The organism is Enhygromyxa salina (genome assembly GCF_002994635.1).
Lineage (GTDB): Bacteria > Myxococcota_A > Polyangia > Nannocystales > Nannocystaceae > Plesiocystis > Plesiocystis salina_B.
Map to the genome: position 1 here is coordinate 13,615 of NZ_PVNL01000130.1, position 22,056 is coordinate 35,670.

A 22,056-nucleotide genomic window follows, 5' to 3' on the forward strand; every position below is an offset into this window, starting at 1 on the left:
TGTGGGCTCAACGGGTAGTCAACCGGTAGAAGCCGCGGGGTATGCGTTGGCTTCTGCGTGCAACGGGTCGTCACTGGAGGCCCACGAGGGGAGGGGGCACCGTCAACCTATAGGCACGCGGGGCTACTAGGCACGCGGGGCTACAGGTCGTCGCTGGACTCGAGGCCGATCTCGGCGTTGACCGCCTCCTCCTCGGCGATCAACTCGCTGACGTCCACTTGCTCGGACTCGTCCGTGGGTTGCTGGGGCTCGCCGCTTGGGCTCTTGCCGCGCTCGCGCTCGAGCTGCTCGCCGACCGAGTCGATCGGCCGCAACGCCGCGCGGATCATGGCAACCTTCTTCGGATCGTCGTCGCGGATCATCGCCAGCAACGCGATGAGGTAGTTCTGAATCGAGCGCTGGAGATCCAAGCCAAGCTCGCGCAGGTTGACGCTCGAGCCCCGCTCGCGAGCGGCGCGCCTCTCGGTCATCGCTTCGTAGTGGGCTTGTGAGTCCTGCAGTGCCTCATAGAACTCGGCGCCGACCCAGCCGCTGAGGGCCTCGCCCGCGTTCTCTTGCTCGATGACCTTCCACAGCGTCAGCATGTGCTCGTTCTGTTCGAGATACGCGAGGCGCGTGAACTCGACCCCGGTCGCGCCGAACAGACGCGCGCGGATGATGCTGACCAGCTTGGCCTGCTCCGCCGCGGCCTCGTAGTCGAATTCGTTGGGCTTTTGGATCCCTGCGAGGCGCTTGATCCCGTCGCGTTCGAACACCTCCCAATGGCCAATCCGCTCATAGAACGCGACCCACAGCAGGTCGACCACGCGATCGAGCTCGGCCTCTTCGGCCGGGCTGGACGCGGTGGTCTCAAGGTGGCGATCGACGTATGCCTGGGTGATTGTGTCGATTGCTACGCTCAGGATCGCGGCGGCCTGCTCGAGATCCAAGCTGCCGGCTTCCGGCTTGCGCTTGCGAAGCAATCGAGCGAGGGCGAGCTACCGGCGGCCCGAGGTGCGGGGTACAAAGAAATAGCGAGCACGATCGAGAGCCACGTTGAGCATGGCTACTGACGATATCCAACGAGGTCGAGGATGTCGACCCTCGACCAGAGCGCCAACCGAAGAGGGCAGGAGCGGCCCGTGATGTGCGTGGTGGCGTCATGGCTGCCGATCGTCCCAGACCCGCGACGGCCGGATCTCCAAGCCTCGCCCACCGCGGCCTCGTGGTCGACCGCCTGGCGCTGCCCGAGCCGAATGAAGTTCATCCGCAGTTTGGGCACGGTAGGAGCGCTGGACCGTGAGCCGGCCGCGGTCGAGACATCCTCGCGCCAGCGCAGCGCGACGCGCAGCCCAGCGCGTGCCGCCACGACCACGAAGCGGTGCCAATCGGGGTCCTTGCTTCGGCTTCACGGTCTCTCAGCACCGTATGCCCCTGTCGTAGACCTCGTCGCAGACGCCGAGACCCTCGAGGCTGCCCGTGGCGACAAAGCCACGGCTTCTTCTTCACTGCCCCCTGCGGCTGCGGCTGCGGCTGGGCTGGGCTGCGCCTGTGCCTGCGCTTGCCGCCCATGTGCGTAGGCAGAAGGTCCCGCGCGCGCTCGAGGTGGCAGGACCGGCCCGAGATTCCATCGCAAGCTCCTTTCCATCGCGGGCTCCTTTCCATCGCGGGCCCGTGCCCCGTCGCCGTTGACGGGGATCGCTGTGACAGGAGCGGCTGTGATGCCCATGCGCCGCTTGTACGGCCGCCACCGCGCGACCGCCAAGTGAGGCTCAGCCGCGCCCCGCGTCGCGCATCACTTCCCGCAAGCGGCCTTGCCGTTGTCGAGCGCCCAGACATCACCGCACGCGAGGATGGTCTGGCACAACAGGATTTGCTCCTTAGGGAGGAACTTGCAGCCCTCACCGGTCATTGCCTTCAGGTCGACCGTTTCGCAGCAGAATAGTTGGTCGTCTTGGTCGTCCTCGGGCGGACGGATGTCGGGCTCTTCCGGCGCGGCACTTGGGGCTGGGCTCGATTGCACGCCGCACGCGGCGGCAAGGATGGTGAACAGGATTGCTTTGCTCAGCATGCGCCCATGCTGGGCACGAACGCCAGCCGAACAACGCGCCTCGCGGTGCAACCCTTGCCGCCGAGTCACCCAGCGTCGCTACAGATATGCATCCGAGAACAGCGCTGCCAGCAAGATGTCGCCGCTGTCGAGCAGGCTGGCATCCAGGACGAACGAATCAGTCTTGGCCTGGTCTCATGCCGCTGATCGGCGACTTCAACGACGACGATCGGACGGACCTGTTTTGGCACGCACCGGGGTCCCCACCGACTGGTTGTGGCTGTCGGTCAGCGGTTTGATCACCGTGATCTTCGACCGCTTCGAACGGCGGTGCCTCAGCGTCATCTGGCAGTTCGACGAAGGGGGCGGGCACACGCCGCGGGTCTTCTCGATCAACGGCGACTACGCCCCGGTCGTCGGTGACTTTGACGACGACGGATGCAGCGACATACTTTGGCATGACCCGGCGGACCCCGACCGCGTCAGCCCGCTGTGGCGGTGCGTCGGCGGCGACGCCTTCGCCTGTGACCCCCCGGTGGAAGCACCGCCGGACGGTTTCCCGATCGGAAGCGGACTCTACGGATGAAACGACTCCTCTCATTCATGTCAATCGTGGCCGTGGGGTTGACCACGGCCTGCGCTGAAGACGGCCCCGCTGCCGTCTGCGAACCCGCGTGTGCTCCCTAGGGGCCGTGGCTGCCCGGGGTCGGCGAGTGTGTGGCTGGCAGCTGCACCCCGACATTCATGGAGTGCTTCGAGAACACAGAGTTCTCGACCTGCCAAGCCAGTGCGAGGCCGTGGGCTCGACGTGTGCCGAGAACGCCTGCGCGGACGGGACATATGGCGAGGTATGCTTCAGGGTCGTGTCACTGTTGCCCGGGTTGGGGAGCGATGTTGGGAGGCCCGTATTCGGAGGTGTTCGAAAGCGGCGAGAAGCCCTCGCCCGAGCTGAAGAAAACAGCAGCGGACCTCTCGATCAGCGCGAGCTGCGACGGCTGCGTGGACGGGTCGCTGGCGTGCGTTGCCCGAGCACGAGATCTGTCCGACTGCCGACCCGTCGGCAAGCGAAGTACTCTCTGCGCTCCCTCTCGGTGCTCTACCCGCGTCAATTTCGGTGAACACACCACCAAGTCATGAGGATAGGGGGGGGTGGAGACCCATCAACTCGCCGCGTTCTCTGCCGAGGTTCAGAAACGAACAATCGTTCGTGTGCTGCGCTTGAACCCGTGCTGGTCGTTCAACAACTTGCTGCAGATCCTGCGCGACGGTGGGCCAGAGGCGGCCGCGCTCAGGAATGTGACGATCGGCGAACTGATCAGCGCTTCGAGCACGCTCCCGCTGCGTATGCCCACCGACGGGGCCCGCTCATCGACCTGCACCGCAAGCAGCGAGCAGAGCAGCTTCGCGGTGAGGACTTCGACGACGTCAGCTCGCGCGGGAGGTCGCGCTGAAGGTGCACCACGACCGCGACGACGACACCACGTGGCGGCTGCTCGCCGAGGTTCAGGCGATGACCCGATGCATACACCCGAACATCGTGCATGTGCACGACGTCGGCGACCATGATGGTTGGCTGTACTCGGCCATGGAGCTGTGCGACGCGGACCTCGAGATGTGGAGCCGCGACCAGCCGTGGACGGCGGTGCTCGATCGCGTGCTCGAGCTCGGACTTGGGTTGTCGAGAGTGCACGCGGCTGGGCTCGTGCATGCCGACGTGAAGCCCGCGAACGTGCTCGTCAAAGACGGGGCTGCGAAGCTCGGAGACTTCGGGCTCGTCACATCGCCAGGAGTGACGGCCCGCGTCGTTGGGACGCCGGGCTACATCGCGCCGGAGGTGGCCGATGGACGACAAGGGCCGGCGGGCGATGTGTTTGCGTTCGCGTGTTGCAGTTGGGCGTGCCTGTTTGGGCGGCCACCATTCGGGGATCCGCCCGCGGGCGCCGATGCAACGTCAACAACCGGATTGGCGACGGTTGCGTCGCCAGAGCGCTATTCGAGCGCGTAGATCACCAGGTTGTCGAAGCGCGTCCCCGCCTCCCAATTATTGAACGCGAAGTGCTGCTGCCCCGGCCCCGTCAGCGGGGCATCGTCGACCATCTCGGCGACCAGCCGCCCGTCGAGTTCGTAGCGCAGCTCGCCGCCCCGGCGGGTGATCGTGACGTGATAGCGGCGATCGGGCTCGAGCTGCGGATCCGTCGGCACCGCGACCCGGTCATCACCGTGCTCGTTGCGGCGGGCGATCACGTTGAGCGAATTGTTCCATCCGCCAAGGATGAACACGTAGCCGGTCGCGGTGTAGCTGGCCGCCTTGGCGAAGCTGCTGCCGTCGCCCGCGAGCTCGACCTTGATGTCACCCTCGTCGGTCTCGGCCCAGGCGTCGAACTCGACGCGGACGTTGTCAGGCAGGGGCTGGCGCAGCCACACGGGGTGGTTGCGGAGTTCGGCGAGGTGCAGCGCGCCGCGATCCAGCGTGACGCCGCTGCCGGTCGTCAGCCAGTCCTGGCCGATCACGCCGCGGTCGAAGTCGTCGGTGAAGATCACACGCGCGCCGTCGCTGGCGGTGCTGTAGGTCCGCGGGACCTCTTCGCAGGCGGTGAGCAGCGCCACGAGCGAGAGCGTCGAGAGCGTCGAGGACGTAGGAAAGGGGCGCGTTCGGGACGGCATGATCACCACTTTCGCTGGTCGGGATCGGGGCTGAGCAGGCGCTCGAGCAGGGCGTTCCACGGCTCACCGAGCTGGTCCGGGAGTAGCTCGTCGAGCATGGCTCGGGGATCGAAGTTGGGGTCGACGCGGTCGAAGTCCGCGGGCAGCGGGGCCGGGGCGATCGCGAGCTCGAGCACGACGACGCCAGCGGCGTAGAGATCGCTGGCGGGGCTGGCCTGAATCCCGAGCTTGATCTCGGGCGCGAGGTAGCGAAGCGTGCCCGCGCGGACGCTGGGGTTGCGCCCGCCCGACGGGGGCTCACCGCGTGGCTCGCTGCCGATCGCCAGGCCAAAGTCAGCGAGCGCCACCGGGGACCCGGGCCGAGCCTCGCGGACCAAGATGTTGGCTGGCTTGACGTCGCGGTGGACGGCCCCGGCCGCGTGCACGGCTCGCAGCGCCAGACGCAGCTGCTCGGTCACCGTTGGCAGGTCGGCGGGCGTCAGCAGGCGCTTGCGCATGGCGAGGCGCAGGTTGCCGCCGCGGCACAGCTCGAGCGCGACGAAGCGATGGCGCGGCTGGACGTCGAGCAGCGCGACCACGTGCGGGCTGCGAACCTTGGCCAGGGTCTGGGCTTCGGCGAAGAACCGGGCCTCGACGACCCGCGCGGGCACCCCGTCGCGACGGGCGTCGTCGCCGAGCAGCCGCTTGATCGCGACCGAGCGACCGACGCGGCGATCGTAGGCCTCATAGACGACGGCGTGGCGGCCACGACCGAGGGGGCGACCGAGCTCGTAGCGCTCGAGGCCGACCCCGCCCGCGAGCTCGAGCTCCTCGAGGCCGTCGAGCAGCGACAGGCCCCGGCTGCGGTGCTCGGTCGAGAGCCCGCGCCGCTCGAGCTCGCGCACGCAGCTGGACCAGCCCCGCAGGCCGCGGGTGTGGTCCACGTCGATCGCTAGCACGGCCTCGTAGTGACGCTGGGCGCCGCTGACGTCGCCGCGCTCGAGCAGGTGATCGGCGAGCATGAGGTTGGTCGAGATCTCCAGCTCGAACCGCGCCGCGCGAGCACGAGCCCGGTCGCGGTCGTCACCCACCGACTTGGCGGCGTCGGCTGGGACCGCCAGGATCGCGCGGGCGAGGGCCACACCCAGCTCGGGATCGAGGGCGTCGAGCAGCTCGCTGGCCAGGCGCAGCGCGAGGTCGAGGCGCGGGTTTCGGGCCAGGTGATCGGCGATCGCGAGCACCGCCCCGCGCAGGTAGCCCGCGTGGGACAGGGCCCGCAGCCGGGCGTCGATCATCGCGAGCGGCTGCTCGGCCTCGAGCTCATCGACCAGCAGCTGCAGCTCGGGCAGCTCGTCGGGGGTCGTCGCGCCCTCGCCAAACCGGCGCAGGACCGCCGAGATCGCGCTCGCCAGCGGGGTATCGGGCGCGGCGAACGGGGTCGGGGCGCGGACCAGGGTCTCGGTCATGGGGATGGATACCTCATCAGACCAGCGGGGTGACCTCGAACTCGAACGCCGGCCCGGCCCCGTCGTGCGTCGGGTCGAAGCGGACTCGGTCGTGCACGAGCAGCTCGACCGGCTCGCCGACGCCGAGCGGACCGCCAGCCAGCGAGACCATCCAGTCGGGGGTCGTGCGGGCCACGACCTGGTCGCCCTCGAACCCGAGCGCGATCGGCAGGTGCTCGGTGGGGCTGATCCACAGCGGGCCGCCGAGCGGGGCGAACGAGGTCCACGCGCTGTTGAGGCGATCGGGAGGGTGGCTCAGCCCGGCCTCGCGCAGCAGCGCGAGCGGGCGCTGATCCTCGTCGCTGCCCGATCCCCGGCATGACCACAGGTCGAAGCTCGACGCGATCCCCAGCGCGAGCGACCGCGCTCCAGGGACCCCGTCATCGAACAGCGCATGGTCTTCGCCGGGCGCGAGCGGCTCGCCGTCGAGGAAGCTGCCCGCGCGCGAGCCGAGATCGCGGACGACCAGGTGGGGCTCACCGTCGTCGCTGAAGGCGAGGGCGAGCTCGGCGTGCTCACGCGAGATCGCGGCTCCGGTGACGGTCAGCTCGCACTGCGGACCCCGACCCAGTCGCAGCGCCGAGCGTCCGATCACGCGCACGACGGTCGGCTGCGCGGCGCCGTGCGCTTGCACGCGCAGGACCAGCGCGCGGCCCCGGATCAGCCTGTGCTCGAGCTGCGAGAGTGACTGGGCGAGCGAGGACAGGGGCGTCTGGCCGTCGCGCTGGGCGTCGCGCACGTGCTCGAGCAGCAGCGCGTGGGCCAGCTGACGGCGGCCGGTGGCGAGCGCGGCGTCGACCTCGAGCTCGAGGCTTCGCTGCTCTCGCTGCTGCTGGACGCGCTGCTCGAGGATCGCGTGGATCGCCTCGAGCCGCTCGATGTCGCCAGCTTCGGTGAACGCCTTGGCGGCGCGCGACAGCAGGCCGAGCTGCTCGTAGAGCCGCCCAGCCTGACCGGCGCGCTGGCCCTCTTCGAGCGCCTGCGCGGCCTCGAGGGCCAGCGCACGGCGACGGGCGCCGGGCTCGAGGCCCTCCGCGACCCGCAGCAGCGCCTCCCCGAGGGCGCGGTGCAGCGCCTGGCCCTGCGCGGTCGAGGCCTGATTGCGGGCGCACCCCTCACGCAGGACCGCGAGCCGCTGCTGTTCGTCGCGCAGGGTGTCGGCGTGCTCGAGGCGCAGGCTCGCGGCCTGGGCGTGCTCGCCCACGTACTCGAACATCCGCGCGGCCTCCTGCAGCTCGCCGGCCTCCTCCAGCGCGAGCGCGGCGCGCAGCTGGGCCCGGTCCGTCGGCCGGCGCACGCGGACCAGGCCTTGGCTCGCGTTTGGGGTTGGCCCTCCGCTCTCACCCTGGCGCCGTGGCTTCACTCGGCAGTTATAGCGGGAATCGTCGGGCGCCGAGGCCAGCGGGATCGCAGTTCGTGCGTCTCCCCACGATTTCGCCCACGGTCGGCCGGTCAGTCTTGCCCGCGCGAGGCATGTCCCGCATCCTCCCGCGGTGGCGCAGAGCATCCTCGAGCCGGTCGCGGCAGGCCAGACCAGGTTTCGGATGCAAGGCCTCGCCCCAGACGCGCGCGGGATCGCGGTCGGGCGCGAGGCCTTGATCGTGTTCGAGTCGCTCGATCGTTGCGTGGCGTTCCTCGGCGCCTACAGCGTCGAGGCCAGCCTCGACGATCTGTTGCCAAGCATGACCCTGGAGCGAGCCCGCCGAAGCGGTGGCGGGACCGCGCTGCTGCTGCGCTGCGAGGCGGGCGACGGATACGTGCTCGATCGACTCGCGCGGCTCGCTGGTGCCGCGCGCAGTCAGCTGTACCCGGGGGCCGGCTCGGTGTTCGTCCGCTATCGCGAGTCGCAGGCGCCGTTCGGCTATGACCTCGCGCTGCCGATCGGCGAGCTGCTGGCCCGCGAAGGCAACAGCGCGGGGCTCTCGGTCGACGAGGTGTTGGTCGTGGATCGGGAATTCCTGTCGCGGTTTCGCAGCGACGATCGGCGCGGCGGCGCGGGGCAGGGGACGCGCGGCCCCGGTGGCGACCGCATCGATCCGATCGAGCTGATCCAGCGTCTGCAGCTGCGCCCGGTCGCGCTGCCGCTCGAGGGGATCGCCAGCGACCCGGAGCTGTGTGGCATGCGTGACATGGCGCTGGTGCTGGTCGCCCCGGGCATCGCCGAGCGCGTGCTCGCGTACCTGTGGCGCAAAGAGATCAGCATGGCCGGGATCCGGGTCGCGCTGGCCGAGGATCGCCGCGCGAGCCTGCTGCTGCGCCTGCGCAACCCTCCGGGCCGGATCCTCGACGTGCTGCGGCCGATCCCCGGGGTCGAGCTGTTGGTCCCGGTCTCGCCCCGCGCGGCGGTCGAGGTCGGCTGGACCCACCCGATCCACCTGGCGTCGGCCAGCTCGTGCCTGCCGGGCGACGAGATGTATCTATTTCGTGGCCGCGCGGGCCGGGTCGAGCGGATCGACGGCGCGCCGCGCTTCGTCGACGGGCGCTACCTGGTCCAGACCGAGGTCCGGCTGCGCGAGCCCGAGTTCGAGGTCGAGCCCGTGCGCATGCAAGAGAGCGGGCCGCTCGAGGTCGACCTGCGCCTGCAGGCCTCGTCGATGGCCCGCGAGCCGCGGGCGTCGCTGATCGCCTGGACCGACCTCGAGCTGCTGCGCCGACTGATCTACCTGGTTCCCCCGAGCGCGCTCGCGGCCGCGCGCCTGGTCCCGCTGACCGCCGGGCTGCTGATCGTGGCCGGCGGCGCGCGCCTGGGCCGGGACGGCCGGGCGCTGTCGGTCGGCACCGTGATTCCGCTGGGTCAGCGGTTTTGCGAGGTCGCTCCGGGCGTGCTGGTGCCCGACGGGTTCGAGCTGTGGCCGCGCCTGCGCCCGCAGCTGGTTCGTGAGCTGCTCGGGCTCGAGGGCGAGGACCGAGCGCTGTTTCTGGCCCCGGGCAGCGATCCCATCCACATCGCCGACGATCGCATGCTGTCGCTCGACGCTGCTTCGATCGGCACGCTCGAGGCCAGCGAGGCCGACCTGGTCGAGCCCTCGCTCCCCGCGCTCGAGCCGGGCACCATCACCAATCAACGCCTCGGCCGCTTCGCGCTGTGGGGCTTTCGCAGCCAATCCGATTAGCAGTCCGTGGTCGCGCCGCCCTTCAACACGACCGCCGGATTCCTGGCGCGCTTTGTCGAGCCGCTGCTCGCGGGCGGGTCCGTGGAGGTCGAGGCGCCGCTGTCGGCCCACGATCGTCAGCAGATGCTGAGCGACGCGGGGCCGCTCATGCACCCCAGCTTCTTGCACCTGCGCATGCGGATCGGCCGACGGCTGGTCGCCGAACCAGCGCTGCCCGATCCCGGGGCCGACGAATTGTCGCTGTGGCTCGGCCTTCACGACGTGCTGGCCCTCGATCACCCGGACACCGAGCGGGTGTGGACCCGCGCGTCGACTTGGCGGCGGGTCGAGACCGAGACCCGAAGTTTGCTGGCGTTCGCGCGGCCGGCCGACATGGCCAGCGCGCTCGCGCGGGAGCTCGCGGTCGGGGCGTTCTTGCAGCTTCGCCGCGAAGACCACGTGGTCTCGGGCCCGGCGGGTGACCTGCGGTTTCGCGGACAGACGCCGCCGCGCCGGCGATTTGGGTTCCTCTCACCCAGCTTCGCCGACGTGCGCACGGAGGTGGTCCGGTGGATCGATCAACCGCACGCGACGATCGTCGATCGCCTGCTGCCCGACGTGATGTGGGTCAGCCCGCTGACCTCGCTGCTGCGGCCAGCCTGGGCGCCGCCTGGGTGGTCGCCGCTGATGGCCGTCGAGTTCCTGCAGGCCCGGGCCTACGCGCGGGCGGTCTGCCACGCGTGGGCGCAGGAGCGCGAGTGGCTGCGGATCGGCGGGGTCGTGGCGGGGAGCTTGCTGCGCTCGCTCGATCTCCACGGGCGGGTGTTCGGCGATGTGCCGGGCGCTGGCGTCCCTGGCAGCGCCGCCGCGATGCAGCGCGCGGCCAAGGCCGCGCACATGGAGGTCGGCTTTGGTTCAGGCGTTGGGTCGAGTGCTCGCTCGGGTCGGGCTGGCGATGATCCTGGCGATGATCCTGGCGATGACTCCGATGACTCCGACGATCCAGACCGCGTCGACGCCTTCGACCAGGTCGCCCGCGAGTTCGAGGACGAGCCGAGCGGCGTGCTCGCGGCCTTGCCCGCGCCCGCGATCCCCAGCGCACCCGCGGACATCGGCGCGGTCGTAGGGGCGCTTATCCACCTGCACGTGCTCAAGGTGCTCGAGTTCGACGCGCGGATCAGCATCGGCGTCGGGGCCCGCGACTGGGCCGTGCAGAGCTTCCTGGCGTTGCCCTTGTTGTTACCGGCGCTCGAGCGGACCCTCGGGCGCCCCTTTGACCTCGACGCCCCGCGCGGGGACACCCTGCCCAGCACGGCCGGGGCCCTGTTTGCCGGGGGCGCAGGGGTGGTCGACGAGGGCTTCGCGCGCCGCTGGGACGAGTATGGCGAACACCTCGCCGGGCTGGTCCCACGCAACGTCGTGGACAACCTGCACGCGACCCTGGTCCGGCGAATACGCGAAGAGTAGAAAGACAGCCCGCATGACCCAACCGCTGCAACCGCCCGTCGCGACCAAACCGGTGGCGATCCCCGAACTCGCTCGACGCTTGCAAGACGGCGCGCGTCGGCTCGAGGCCCAGTTCCTGGGCAAAGAGGAGATCATCCGCCTGTTGTTCATCTCGGCCGTCGCTGGCGAGCACATGGTCATGGTCGGCCCGCCCGGCACGGCCAAGAGCGCGCTGGTCCGGGCGTTCGCCGACACGATCGACGCGCACTACTACGACTACCTGCTCACGCGCTTCACCGAGCCCAACGAGATCTTCGGGCCCGTCGACATCCAGGCGTTTCGCCAGGGCGCCTACAAGCGCCGGGTCGAGGGCATGCTGCCCGAGGCCGAGATCGCGTTCCTCGACGAGATCTTCAAGGCCAACAGCGCGATCCTCAACAGCTTGCTCGGGGTCCTCAACTCGCGCCGGTTCTCGCACGGCAACACCACGCTCGCGGTCCCGCTGATCTCGATGTTCGCGGCCAGCAACGAGGTCCCCAACGACGACGCGCTCTCGGCCCTGTTCGATCGCTTCTTGCTCCGGGTCCGGGTCGACTACCTCGACAGCTATCAATTTCGCGGGCTGCTGCACAAGGGCGCCGCGCTCGAGTCCAAGGCCCTCGAGGCCCACGGGCGCCAGTCGGCGATCAAGCCGACCGTCAGCGCCAGCGAGCTCGTGGCGATGCAGCGCGAGTTTGGCTCGCTGCTCGAGAGCATGGACGAAGAGTTCCTCGCCACCTACAAGGGCCTGGTGTTCCAGATCCGGTCCGAGGGCATCGGCCTGTCGGATCGTCGGGTCGTCAAGATGCTCAAGCTGTTCGCGGCCTCGGCCGTGTTCGACGGCCGGACCCAGGTCAACGACGCGGACTTCTTCGTGCTCCGCCACGTGTGGAACACCCCCGAGCAGCAGGACATCCTGCAGGAGATCGTCGGGCCGATCCTCGACGCGTGGTACGAGCAGCACCCCGAGCAGCAGCGGATCGGGGCCACGCCGACCAGCTTGCAGGATCTGCTCGCCGAGCTGCGGATCATCCGTGAGACCCTGGCCAGCTCCGAGGTGCTCTCGGACATGCAGCTGTTCTCGCAGCTGCGCAACCTCGGCGACATCAAGGCCGCGCTGCAGCGCATGAAAGACAACCCCGCGGCCGAGCGCATGATCGGCGAGGTCGACAAGCTGCTCGAGACGATGTTCGCGTCGAGCCGGTTCGTATAGGGGAGACCGCGTGGCCGAGTTCGAGACCGACGGGGGCGCAGGGGCGGGAGCGGGCGCCCGGGACGACGCGACCGAGCCCTCGGGTGAGCGGCCGCTCGGGGAGCGTGGTGGGCTGCCCACGCCCGCGCGCGTGCCGATGCCCGTGCTCGAGCGGCAGATGGGCGGCCTCGCGCTCAGCGAGCTCGACGGCGTCGGCCCGATGGCGCTGATGCGGGCGGTCGCGTGGCACAACGTGCTGGCCCGGCTCGGGATCGCGGTCCCGCTGGTCATCGTCCACGACGTCGGCTGCCTGATGTGTGGGCTCGGGCGGCCGGCCTCGGTCAGCCAGGGCGTCGGGGATCCGCGCCTGGGCGAGGCCTGGCGCCAGTTGCTGGTCGATCTGGGCGAGACCGAGCTGTTTCGCCAGCCGGCGGCCTGGAAGCACCGCGACCCCATGGTCGGGGTCGTGCTCGCGCGGGTCATGGCCAGCGTCGCGCCGCAGCTGCCCGAGGACGCCCGGGTCGCGCGGCCGCAGGAGCTGCCGGTCGACGTGCTCCAGTACGCGCGCATCGATCCACGCTCGGCCTACACCCGCTACGACCAGGAGCTGGCCGTGGCCTGGATCCGCACCATGGTCGGCCATCGGTTGTTGCCGCTGCTCGAGACCGAGCAGATCGACGTCGACGCGCTGCGCCTGCTCGGCCTGTTTCGCACGGGCACCGACGGCGTGGCCGGGGTCGACCTGGCGGATCTCTACAACGTGATCTTGTCGCCACAGCTGGCCGACGTGATCGACTTCTCGCTGGAGCTGCTGCCCTCGCTGCTCGAGGTTCGCCGCGAGATGGGCCAGCAGACGTTCGGGGTCGATGGCTACGCGTCGATCGAGCGGGTCGGCAACATCGACAGCATGGTCCTGACCCAGCTCGCCTACGACGACGAGGTCTTCGAGCAAAAATACGTCGATCACGAGCTGTTCTACTACACCCACGAGAAGCAGTACGAGAACGAGCGCCGGGTCCACCACGTGCTGGTCGACGGCAGCGCCTCGATGCGCGGCGTTCGTGAGGTGTTCGCCCGCGGGCTGGCGCTCGCGCTGTGCAAGCGGCTGGCGCTGCTGGGCGAGCAGGTCGTGCTGCGGTTCTTCGACAGCCGCCTGTACGAGGGCGTCAAGGTCGGCGCCGGGGGCCACGTCGAGGTGCCCTACGTGCTGCAGTTCCGGGCCGAGCGCGGGCGCAACTACGCCGCGGTCCTGCGTCAGCTCAACGCCGAGCTCGCGGCCCCGCGCCGCGACGCGGCCCAGTCCCTGGTCTACATCCTGACCCACGGCGAGGCCCAGTTCCCCGCCTCGGAGGTCCAGCTGCTGGCCAGCCGCGCGCCGATCTACGGGGTCTTCATCCTCCCGCGGGGGCCGCTCAAGCTCGGGTATCTCGACGCGCTGCATCGGGTCCACGTGATCGACGACGAGGCGATCGGCCACGGTCGTCGGGCCTCGCGGGCCCGGCAGATCATCTCGGAGGTCGAGAGCGACCTCGACGGCGCCGCGCGCAGTCACGTCGGGGGGAGGCTCGGTTGATCGACACCGCGGTGCTGTGGGTTCGGGCCGAGGCCTCGATGCGAGGCGGCCGCTGGCGCGAGGCGCTGGCCCACCTGCGCAAGCTGATCGAGGTCGTCGATCGGATCGACTTCGAGTACGAAGAGTGGCTGCGGGCGATGGCCGAGTCGCTGCGGGCGCTCGGGCAGTTTCGCGACGCCGCCGCGTGCTGGGCCTACCTCGGCGCGACCGAGGCCCCCGGCAAGGCGGCGCTCGATCGACTGCGCGCCGAGATCGAAGCAGGGGAGGCGGATCAACAAGCGATCCGGCTGTTTGGGATCTACCTGTCGCGCGCCGGTCACCACCGTGACGCGGCGACCTGGTTCGAGCTCGCGAACATGCCGATCCACCGCGCGATCGAGCTCGAGCGAGCCGGTCAGGACGCCGAGGCGGCGCAGCTGTGGGCGGAGCTGATCGACGGCCGCAACGCCGAGCGGATGGCCCTGGTCGCGGAGCGCCCCTACGAGCAGGCGCTCGCGCGGATCAACTACGGCCTGTGTCTGCATCGGCTCGAGTCCGATCGGGCTCGGCAGGCGCTGGCCGAGGCGACCACCGCCGTCGAGGAGGTCGCGGATCGATTCGAGACCGAGGGACTGCGCGAGCGGGCGTTCGACTGCTACCAGCTGCTCGCGCGGATCGGGACCGAGACCGGCACCTTCGAGAACGTCGCGGAGGGCTGCCTCAACAGCGTGCGAATCCTGCGGGACGACGCGCTCAAGCTCGACGCCCTGCGCCTCTACGAGGCCTTCGTGACCCTGGCGCGGCAGTCGGGCGAGCACCACGCCGTCGCTGGGATCCTGCGCGAGGCGGCTGACTACTGCGCCCGCGCGGGGCTGCCCTACGCCGACGATCTGCGCCTGCGCGCGGGTGAGGCCTGGCTCAAGGCCGGCGAGGACGCCAGCGCTCACGGGCACCCGGTTCAGATCGTCGAGAACGCCTACCTGGCCGCCGCCGAGTCGTACGTGTCGGTCCGGGCGTTTCGCCACGCCGCCGAGGTCTACGCCCGGGTCGCGCAGCTCGACATCAAGGGCCGCGATCGCTACCGCCGGCTGCTATCACGGCTCGGCAGCAACCCCGAGGACGCCCCGCGCCCGGTCCCGGTCCCCGAGTTCCTCAAGCGGCTGCCCGACTACGAGGAGGTCTGGTACGTGGACCTGGCCGAGTGGGAGCTCGAGGGTGACCCGGCCCTGATCGCCGCGGGGGTCATGGCCGATCGGCGGTTCCCCGACTACGTGCGCCGCCACGCGCTGCTGTTGGTGCTCGAGCTGGCCGAGCAGGCCCGCGCGGGCAAGTCGTCGCGGGTCGAGATCGTGAATCGTCTCAAGGGCATTCGCGCGTACCCGGTGATCGCGGCGCTCGAGCGCATGTACGACACGGGCGACGTCGCCGTCCGGCGCGAGGTCGCCGAGGCGCTCGGGGTGCTCCGGTTCAAGCGCAGCTTCTCCACGCTGGCGAAGGCGCTGCGCAGCGACGACGCCGAGGTCCGGCATCGGGCCGCCGACGCGATCAGCAACCTGTACTTCCCGCACGCCTTCGATCGTCTGCGGCGCGTGTTCGAAGCTCGGGATCTGCCGGACGCCGTCGACGCGCGCACGGCCGCGGTCCGGGCGATCGGCCGGATCAACACCGTCGAGGCCCTCGACTTCCTGTGCGACCGGCTGCGCGAGGCCGACGAGAGCTACGTCAGCCACGTGATCGCGGCGATCAGCGCGCTGAGCAACGCGGACCTGGTCCCGTACCTGCGCCAGCAGCTCGACCTGGTCCCGCCCGCGTATCGCTCGGTGCTCGAGGACGCGATTCAACAGCTCGGCGGCTAGCCGAAGAAGTAGCTGAGCCCGACGTTGAAGGTGTTCAAGGTCGGGTACTCGCCCGCGAAGCTGTGGACCAACAGCTGCCAGCCCAGGCTCATCCCGATGCCGTGTCGAAACCGCCGGCTCTCCGAGTCGTGGAACAGCAGGCCCGCGTCGAGCTGCAGCTTGGGGCCGTGCGGGGCGGCGTCCGGGGGATCGATCACGCCCACGCGCGTGCTCGAGACCGGCGCGTAGAAAAAATTGTAGCCCGCGCGGACGTCGAGGTAGCCGCGGCCGAACAGCCCGAGCCGACCCAGCCCGAGGCTCGGGCCGCCGCCGACGAGCAGGCCGCCAAACTTCTCGACCCCGTCCTCGCCGAAGGTCAGGTCGCCGCCGTAGACAGCCGCTCCGATCCCGTAGCCGATGAAATTCCAGGTCTGGCCGAGCTCGACGTTGGCCGAGCCCATGCGACCGCCCCCGGTCCCGCTGCTGGTGCCCGACAGCGCGTACGCGGCTCGGGCCGCAAAGTAGATCCGCGCGGGGTTGTGCGCGGGCCGGTAGATCCGCGAATAGTAGTTGCGCAGCCGCTCGCTTCGATCGACGCGGTTGGGGGTGGCTGAATTTGACACCCGCACGCGCGGGGGCGCGGATTCGGGCTCGTCGCTGACCAGCAGGCTGGAGAGATCTTCTTGCTCGGCTGGCGGCTGGGTGGCGTCGCCTGGATGTTCGGGGGGCGGCATCGCCCCTGGGCCCGGGGCCGCATCTGGAGCCGGGTTCGCCTCTGGATCCGCGGCCGGGTTCGCCCCTGGATCGGCGACATCCGGTTGCGTGTCCTCGGTCACCGTTTGTTCGCTCGCTTCGGGACCCGCAGTGGTGGGAACGTGGGTCTCCACAGGTGTGATCGAGCTGGGATCGGGGGCCTTGGTGGGGTGCTGGACGGCAGGCCCATCCGCGGCTGGAGCTGCGAACGCGAGGCTCGGCAGCAGCAAAGTCAGGCACAGCGGAGCCAAGCGGCGGACAGCCATTCGCGGAGGCTACTCTCGATGCTTGGCTGGCGCGACCCCTGCCGCGAGAAGCCGCCCGTGGGCCCACGCCAAGTCCCATTTGGGGCGCGACGCGAGCGGGAAAACGGGGCAACTGACGCAAAGTGACGCGGTCTCCGAGGCGGTGAATCAGTCGACAGCGCGGGCCGGGACACGGCTTTTGCATGGGTCGACGAGACGGCGCTCGAGGGTTGCCAAATGAGCGAACGGCTTGAATGATGTCGCGGTTGTCGCCGACCTTCGCGTTGCGACAAGAGGACGTCCCCCAATGCGCCAACATCGTAAACATTACCGCAATGTCGGAGTCACCCTGGCTACGGCGCTCTTGCTCGCGCCGGCCATGGCCTGTGGCCCGACCATCTTCGCGGACACGAGCGCGCTGACGATTGTCGGCGAGCCACCTCCACCACCACCACCGCCCGAGCCCGAGCCCGAGCCCGAGCCGCCGCCAAAGCCCAAGCGCGTCGAGGTCACCGCGGCCGCGATCGTCATCAACGACAAGATCCTGTTCGAGGTCGACAAGGCCGTGATTCGGCCCGAGTCGTTCGACCTCATGAACGAGATCACGCAGGTCGTGCAGGACAACCCCCGGATCAAGAAGATCTCGATCGAGGGGCACACCGACGACGACGGGTCCAACAAGTACAACAAGAAGCTCTCGCAGAAGCGGGCGGACTCGGTCATGGCCTACCTCGTCGAGCACGGCATCGAGGCCGAGCGCCTCACGGCCGTCGGCTTCGGCGAAGACGTGCCGCTGGTGCCCAACGACTCGGACGAGAACAAAGAAAAGAACCGCCGGGTCGAGTTCCTGATCGTCGAGCAAGACGAGGTCAAGAACGTGGTCGAGATCGACCCCGAGACCGGCGCCGAGAAGGTCGTCGAGACCAAGGCCGCGCCGTCCGCCAGGAAAGCTGGCCCGCCGGCCAAGGCTGCGTCCGGTGATGCCTCTGTCGCGGCGCCCGAAGCCGCCAAGAAGGAAGGTCCAAAGTGAAGGGCATGATCAAGTTCGCCGTCATCGCGCCGCTGCTGCTCAGCGTCGGCTGCACGTTCATCGCCCGCGACCCCGACAGCTACCGCGAAGTCACGCGTGAGCTGGTCGAGACCCGCGGCGCGGACCTCGAGGACTGCTACGACGTGGCCCTGCGCACCGACGAGTCCGTCGGCGGCACCGTGGTCGTCAACTTCACGGTCGAGAAGAAGACCGGGAAGATCATGAACCCCGTCGTCGACGAGGCGCAGAGCAACGCCCCGGCCGAGCTGTCGTCGTGCGTGATCACGGCGATCGACGGCCTGCAGCTCGATCCGCCCGACGCCCGCGAGGGTCAGGCGACGTTCCGCTGGAAGTTCGAAGCCAAGCCCGCCGCACCCGCGGCCTGAGCTCGAGCTGACGCGGCACAACCAGGGAGCGGCTTCGGTCGCTCCCTTTTTGTTTGCCCTGCTCCATGCCCGGTCAGTCGCGGCTGTGGTCGATGACCAGCTTGCCCTGGGCCTCGCCGCGCTCGCTGGCGGTGTGGGCCTCGCCGAGCTGGGCGAGCCCCATGACGCCGATCTCGTGGTCGATCCGGACCTCGATCGCGCCCGCGTCGACGATCTGCGCGAGCTGGGCGAGTCGCTGGTGATTGACCCGCGCGCTCACGAATTGATAGCGCCGGCCGCGGGCGAACTGCCCGAGCAGCCGCACCGACGTCGGCCCACCGAGCTTGACCGCGTTGACCAGGCTGACCTCGGCGTCTGGATCGGGCCCGGCCACGCTGACGAGCCGGCCACCCCGACGCAGGACCGCGAACGAGCGACGCTCGACCTCGCCGCCCACACAGTCGATCACGGCGTCGAGCTGATCCACGCGATCCTCGAAGCGCTCGCTCCGATAGTCGATCGGATCGGCGCCGAGCGATCGCAGGTAGTCGAGGTTGCGCGCGCTCGCGGTCGCGGTCACGGCGACCCCGAGGTGACCCAGGTACTGGACCACCAACGCCCCGACCGCCCCCGCGCCACCATGCACCAACACCCGTTGACCTGCAGACAGCTGCGCAGCCTCGCTGGCCTGGATCGCCGTCAGCCCGGCGAGCGGGACCGCGGCGGCCTCGAACCCGTGCAGCCGCCGCGGCGCGAGGGCCAGATAGCGCTCGGGCACGCAGATCCGATCGGCGTGGCTGCCCGGGCCACGCATCGGCGTGAGCCCGAAGACCTCGTCCCCGCGCGCGACGGTCGTCGCCTGGGTTCCGCACTCGAGCACCACGCCGCAAAAGTCTCGACCAGGGACGATCGGAAACGATCGGCGCAGGACCTTGCGCAGGTTGCCGCGGCGCAGCTTCCAGTCCACGGGATTGACCGAGGACGCGCGGACCTCGACCAACACCTCGGTCGGGCCCGGGTGGGGCTCGGGCAGATCCGTGCGCAGCTCGAGCACCTCCGGGCCGCCGTACCGCGAATAGACCTGTGCGCGCATGCGAGCGACGACGTTTTGAACGCCGTTGAACTGAGTCTCACGGTGCCACGCCGCTCGTCAAACGGCTGCTGCTCCGCTATCGTCGCAGCATGATGCTTGTCCGGCTGCGTCCATTGCTGTTGTTCGTGCCAATTGCGCTGCTGGGGTGTGGGGGTGGCGCAACGACCGAAGGTGGGCCGACGGACGAGACCCTGGGCGACGGCGACGGAGATCCCGGCGACGGCGACGGCGATCCCGGTGACGGTGACGGTGACGGTGACGGTGACGGTGATCCTGGCGACGGTGACGGCGACGGCGACGGGCCCAGCGAGCTGTGCGAGGAGCTGGGCCTGCCGATCGATCTGCGCCTCGAGGGCACCGGCTCCGGCTGGGGCGACGTCGCGGGCGACTTCAGCGTCGAGACCACGTTTGGCCCGTGGGACCTGGCCCAGCGCTTCTCGGGCTGCGACAGCTACGTGTTCGTCAACCACCTGAAAGACAGCACCAGCGACTCGCTGCGCAACAGCTTCAACGCCGAGCTGTTCACCCGGGCCCCCCGCAACGTGCACTGGTTTTTCCTCAACGACGACGCGGATCCCGAGGCTGGCGCGCAGGTGTGGCAGACCAAGATCGGCCAGTCGCTCGCGTCGCTCGAGCAGGCCGACATCGACTTTTGGTCCGAGCGCGTGCACTTCGTGACCCAGGCTCCCGCCGCGGCAGCCGGCAGCCTTGGCCAGTTTTACGCCGCCAACCCCAACGCCATGGTCGCCGCGATCGATCGCTTTCAGCGGTGGGAATACCCCAATTCGACGAGCGACACCGGCGGTGGCAGCTTCGCTCAGACCGCCCCGGTCCTGGCCTACACGCCGCGCTACTACAACTTTCGCCACGCCCAAGAGCTCGAGCTCGCGGCCCAGGCCGACGTCACCGAGGTCGCGCTGCTCGACCAGGTCGAGTTTCCGCCCGACGGACCGGGCGGGCAGGACGGGCCGTTCGCCAACAACTTCAACAATCAGGTGTGGACGGCGACGTTCCCCGACGCCGCGATCATGGCCGGGTTCGACACCATGGACATGGTCGTGACGGGCGAGTGCGGACCGAGCCCCGGTGACGACTGCGGGCACTGGGACTACGAGGCGTTCGTGCACTGGTGCGACACCGAGGCCTGCGATGGCCAGGTCAACGAGGTGTTCCGCTGGATCACCCCCTACGCGCGCGCTGGCGTGCGCAAGTGGGTGTTCGACACCACGCCGATGCTCGGCCTGGTCGCCGCGGGCGGCGATCAACACTTTCGGTTCGGGATGCGCTGGAACATGAACCCCTCGACCTGGGACATGCGGTTTCGCCTGCGCAACAGTGACCAGGCGGGCGCCAGCAAGACCCTGGTCCCGGCCTTCACGGGGAACAAGGGCTTCAACGACGGTTACAACGACTGGGCCAGCGTCGAGTTCACGCCGCCAGCCAACGCGACCAAGGTCGAGTTCGTCGCGCTGATCTCCGGCCACGGTCAGGACACCAGCAACTGCGCCGAGTGGTGCAACCATCAGCACGAATTCACGATCAACGGCGCGAGCGTGCACATGCGCGAGTTCTCGGGTGACGTCGCCAACCAGCGCTGCGGCGAGGCCGTCGACCAGGGCGTGGTCCCCGGGCAGTGGGGCAACTGGACGCCAGGCCGGGCAGGGTGGTGCCCCGGGCAGCCCGTCCAGCCGTGGATCGTCGACATCACCGACGAGGTCACGCTGGGCCAGCTCAACACGATCGACTACGTCGGTAAATTTGGCGGCGTGCCGGTCACGGGCAACCGCGGGCGGATCTTGCTGAGCAGCTACGTCGTCTACTACGAGTAGACGGGCTGCCAGAGTGTGCGCGGGACCGCGTTCCTCGGGCAATTGATGGCCCGATCGATCGACACAAGGCGCCCGTGGTACGCCCAGGGTACTCGCCATGACTTACCTACGCGTCTCCCCCCGTTCGTTGTCCATACTCGCCGCGCTCACGCTGCTCACCGCCTGCCCCGGTGCAGACGGCGACGATGATGCGGCCGACGAGACCTCCGACACCGAGGACACTGGCGAGGCCCAGGTCTGCATCGATCCGGGCACGGTCCTGCTGCCGAACGCCAAGCCGGCGAAGGTGCCGCTGCCGAACAGCTCGACCTTCACGTGCACCAACGGCTGGGGCACCGACGCGCCGCAGAAGGACCCGAAGTGGACGATCCAGCTCGGCGAGGTCGATGACGACTTCTTCTTCGCGGGGGTCGGCCTCGAGGCGCACCCCGACGGTGGCGTCGTGCTCGCGGCCGCGGGCTCGCTGGCCCGCTATGACGCGCAAGGGGAGGAGCTGTGGGCGCTCGACCAGGTCGCCTCGCCGCAGACCCAGCCCTACCTGGCCGTCGACGAGGCCGGCACGATCGTGTTCGCCACCTACACCTGGCAAAACGACGACATCGAGGTGGTTCGCTACGACGCCGACGGCGGCGAGCTCGGGCCCGTGGCGATCCCATGGAACAGCTCGTACCCCAACCTCTGGGCCGTCAGGACGTTTGGGCAGGACATCGTGCTCGGCGGCTTCGATGAAGACATGGGTGGCTCGTACGAGCAGCTGCTGATGCGGATCAACCCGGCGGGCGAGGTCGTGCTGCGCAAGTCGACCAACCTCGCGGGCGGCCAGATCCTCGCCGTCAACGCCAGCGGCACCGCGATGTTCGGCAGCTTCCCCGGGTTCCTGGTCTCGCTCGACAACGGCGCCGTGGTCGGGAGCCTGACCCCGAGCGTCGGCGGTCCGACCATGGTCGTGGGCGGGGGTGACGACTTCTACATGACCGGCGGCGCGAACGGGGATCTGTCGGTCGGCCGCTACTCGAGCGGCGGCACCGAGCGGTGGTTGCAGACCTACGACCGGGCCACCGTGAACGACCAGGGTCGCGCGATCGCGGTCGCGGGCGGCGAGGTCGTCGTGGTCGGCAGCACCAACTTGCTCGATGGCAGCGACGCGTACTGGTTTGGGACCCAGCCGATCGTGCTCGCCACCGACGCCGACGGCAACGCGCTGTGGAGCGACCGCATCTCCGCGCACGGCGACGCGAGCGCGGTCGCGATCGGGACCGCGGGCGAGGTCTACGTGGCCGGGAGCGCGGAGGAGGACGGCCCACCGAACCAGGAGCCGCCCCTCATCCAGTGGCTCAGGAGCTACTAGTTCAGACCCCCACAGGGACCTTGGCACTTCGCCGACTGCTGCCGCTTCGTGTCTGCGCGT

17 protein-coding genes and 1 pseudogene are annotated in these 22,056 nt (G+C 69.6%); 11 read left to right on the forward strand and 7 right to left on the reverse strand.

Going from position 1 to position 22,056, the window contains the following annotated elements:
- Positions 1–140 precede the first annotated feature (140 nt).
- Positions 141–962: a hypothetical protein gene (locus ENSA7_RS33405; protein WP_106093468.1), complete on the reverse strand. Its 822-nt coding sequence runs from the start codon at positions 960–962 to the stop codon at positions 141–143.
- 812 nt (positions 963–1,774) lie between these two features.
- Complete coding sequence (locus tag ENSA7_RS33415) at positions 1,775–2,050, reverse strand: hypothetical protein (RefSeq protein WP_106093470.1); 276 nt, start codon at positions 2,048–2,050, stop codon at positions 1,775–1,777.
- 223 nt (positions 2,051–2,273) lie between these two features.
- Between ENSA7_RS33415 and ENSA7_RS33420 the strand changes: the two genes are divergently transcribed.
- Entirely contained in the window at positions 2,274–2,615 is a 342-nt protein-coding gene (locus ENSA7_RS33420) for a hypothetical protein (RefSeq protein WP_106093471.1), read from the forward strand.
- Between the two features lie 852 nt (positions 2,616–3,467).
- Positions 3,468–4,034, forward strand: a pseudogene (locus ENSA7_RS33430) (serine/threonine-protein kinase); the annotation flags it as partial.
- On the opposite strand, the gene ENSA7_RS33435 reads toward ENSA7_RS33430, so the two are convergent.
- The 3 genes from ENSA7_RS33435 to ENSA7_RS33445 are packed head-to-tail and all read right to left on the reverse strand — an operon-like array spanning position 4,019 to position 7,474.
- Positions 4,019–4,693, reverse strand: a complete 675-nt coding sequence (locus ENSA7_RS33435; RefSeq protein ID WP_146158434.1) for a hypothetical protein — start codon at positions 4,691–4,693, stop codon at positions 4,019–4,021. The pseudogene ENSA7_RS33430 and the gene ENSA7_RS33435 overlap by 16 nt on opposite strands.
- Before the next feature lie 2 nt (positions 4,694–4,695).
- Positions 4,696–6,138, reverse strand: coding sequence for a serine/threonine-protein kinase (locus ENSA7_RS33440; RefSeq protein WP_106093475.1), 1,443 nt, complete (start codon positions 6,136–6,138; stop codon positions 4,696–4,698).
- Between the two features lie 16 nt (positions 6,139–6,154).
- Entirely contained in the window at positions 6,155–7,474 is a 1,320-nt protein-coding gene (locus ENSA7_RS33445) for an FHA domain-containing protein (RefSeq protein ID WP_181234357.1), read from the reverse strand.
- A 196-nt stretch (positions 7,475–7,670) separates the two neighbouring features.
- On the opposite strand from ENSA7_RS33445, the gene ENSA7_RS33450 reads away from it, so the two are divergent.
- From ENSA7_RS33450 to ENSA7_RS33470, 5 genes are read left to right on the forward strand one after another with little or no spacing between them, the layout of a single operon-like run.
- Entirely contained in the window at positions 7,671–9,290 is a 1,620-nt protein-coding gene (locus ENSA7_RS33450) for a hypothetical protein (protein WP_146158435.1), read from the forward strand.
- 6 nt (positions 9,291–9,296) lie between these two features.
- Entirely contained in the window at positions 9,297–10,736 is a 1,440-nt protein-coding gene (locus tag ENSA7_RS33455; protein WP_106093478.1) for a hypothetical protein, read from the forward strand.
- A 13-nt stretch (positions 10,737–10,749) separates the two neighbouring features.
- Positions 10,750–11,967, forward strand: a complete 1,218-nt coding sequence (locus ENSA7_RS33460) for an AAA family ATPase (protein ID WP_181234358.1) — start codon at positions 10,750–10,752, stop codon at positions 11,965–11,967.
- A 10-nt stretch (positions 11,968–11,977) separates the two neighbouring features.
- On the forward strand, positions 11,978–13,519 hold the full coding sequence (locus ENSA7_RS33465; protein WP_106093479.1) for a hypothetical protein: 1,542 nt from the start codon (positions 11,978–11,980) through the stop codon (positions 13,517–13,519).
- On the forward strand, positions 13,516–15,354 hold the full coding sequence (locus tag ENSA7_RS33470; RefSeq protein ID WP_106093480.1) for a HEAT repeat domain-containing protein: 1,839 nt from the start codon (positions 13,516–13,518) through the stop codon (positions 15,352–15,354). The genes ENSA7_RS33465 and ENSA7_RS33470 overlap by 4 nt, the downstream gene beginning before the upstream one ends.
- Here the strand turns inward: ENSA7_RS33470 and ENSA7_RS33475 are convergent.
- Positions 15,351–16,352 carry a hypothetical protein gene (locus tag ENSA7_RS33475; protein WP_106093481.1) on the reverse strand — a complete coding sequence of 334 codons (1,002 nt, stop codon included), beginning with the start codon at positions 16,350–16,352 and terminating at the stop codon, positions 15,351–15,353. The two genes, ENSA7_RS33470 and ENSA7_RS33475, sit on opposite strands and share 4 nt — an antisense overlap.
- A 286-nt stretch (positions 16,353–16,638) precedes the next feature.
- Here ENSA7_RS33475 and ENSA7_RS33480 point away from each other — a divergent pair, with 286 nt between their 5' ends.
- Positions 16,639–17,361 carry an OmpA family protein gene (locus ENSA7_RS33480; protein ID WP_146158436.1) on the forward strand — a complete coding sequence of 241 codons (723 nt, stop codon included), beginning with the start codon at positions 16,639–16,641 and terminating at the stop codon, positions 17,359–17,361.
- Positions 17,362–17,366: 5 nt separating this feature from the next.
- Positions 17,367–17,747: an AgmX/PglI C-terminal domain-containing protein gene (locus ENSA7_RS33485; RefSeq protein ID WP_146158437.1), complete on the forward strand. Its 381-nt coding sequence runs from the start codon at positions 17,367–17,369 to the stop codon at positions 17,745–17,747.
- A gap of 73 nt (positions 17,748–17,820) precedes the next feature.
- On the opposite strand, the gene ENSA7_RS33490 is transcribed toward ENSA7_RS33485, so the two are convergent.
- A complete protein-coding gene (locus tag ENSA7_RS33490) occupies positions 17,821–18,819 on the reverse strand; it encodes an NADP-dependent oxidoreductase (protein ID WP_106093484.1) in 999 nt (332 codons plus the stop codon).
- 89 nt (positions 18,820–18,908) lie between these two features.
- On the opposite strand from ENSA7_RS33490, the gene ENSA7_RS33495 reads away from it, so the two are divergent.
- Positions 18,909–20,648, forward strand: a complete 1,740-nt coding sequence (locus tag ENSA7_RS33495) for a peptide-N-glycosidase F-related protein (protein ID WP_106093485.1) — start codon at positions 18,909–18,911, stop codon at positions 20,646–20,648.
- Between the two features lie 97 nt (positions 20,649–20,745).
- A complete protein-coding gene (locus tag ENSA7_RS33500) occupies positions 20,746–21,996 on the forward strand; it encodes a hypothetical protein (RefSeq protein ID WP_146158438.1) in 1,251 nt (416 codons plus the stop codon).
- The last annotated feature ends 60 nt before the right edge of the window (positions 21,997–22,056 follow it).

Bases quoted from the DNA above. Each gene is read 5' to 3' on its own strand.
- ENSA7_RS33415 (WP_106093470.1), bottom strand. From the start codon at position 2,050: ATGCTGAGCAAAGCAATCCTGTTCACCATCCTTGCCGCCGCGTGCGGC.
- ENSA7_RS33435 (WP_146158434.1), bottom strand. From the start codon at position 4,693: ATGCCGTCCCGAACGCGCCCCTTTCCTACGTCCTCGACGCTCTCGACG.
- ENSA7_RS33440 (WP_106093475.1), bottom strand. From the start codon at position 6,138: ATGACCGAGACCCTGGTCCGCGCCCCGACCCCGTTCGCCGCGCCCGAT.
- ENSA7_RS33460 (WP_181234358.1), top strand. From the start codon at position 10,750: ATGACCCAACCGCTGCAACCGCCCGTCGCGACCAAACCGGTGGCGATC.
- ENSA7_RS33475 (WP_106093481.1), bottom strand. From the start codon at position 16,352: ATGGCTGTCCGCCGCTTGGCTCCGCTGTGCCTGACTTTGCTGCTGCCG.
- ENSA7_RS33480 (WP_146158436.1), top strand. From the start codon at position 16,639: ATGCGCCAACATCGTAAACATTACCGCAATGTCGGAGTCACCCTGGCT.
- ENSA7_RS33485 (WP_146158437.1), top strand. From the start codon at position 17,367: ATGATCAAGTTCGCCGTCATCGCGCCGCTGCTGCTCAGCGTCGGCTGC.
- ENSA7_RS33490 (WP_106093484.1), bottom strand. From the start codon at position 18,819: ATGCGCGCACAGGTCTATTCGCGGTACGGCGGCCCGGAGGTGCTCGAG.
- ENSA7_RS33495 (WP_106093485.1), top strand. From the start codon at position 18,909: ATGATGCTTGTCCGGCTGCGTCCATTGCTGTTGTTCGTGCCAATTGCG.
- ENSA7_RS33500 (WP_146158438.1), top strand. From the start codon at position 20,746: ATGACTTACCTACGCGTCTCCCCCCGTTCGTTGTCCATACTCGCCGCG.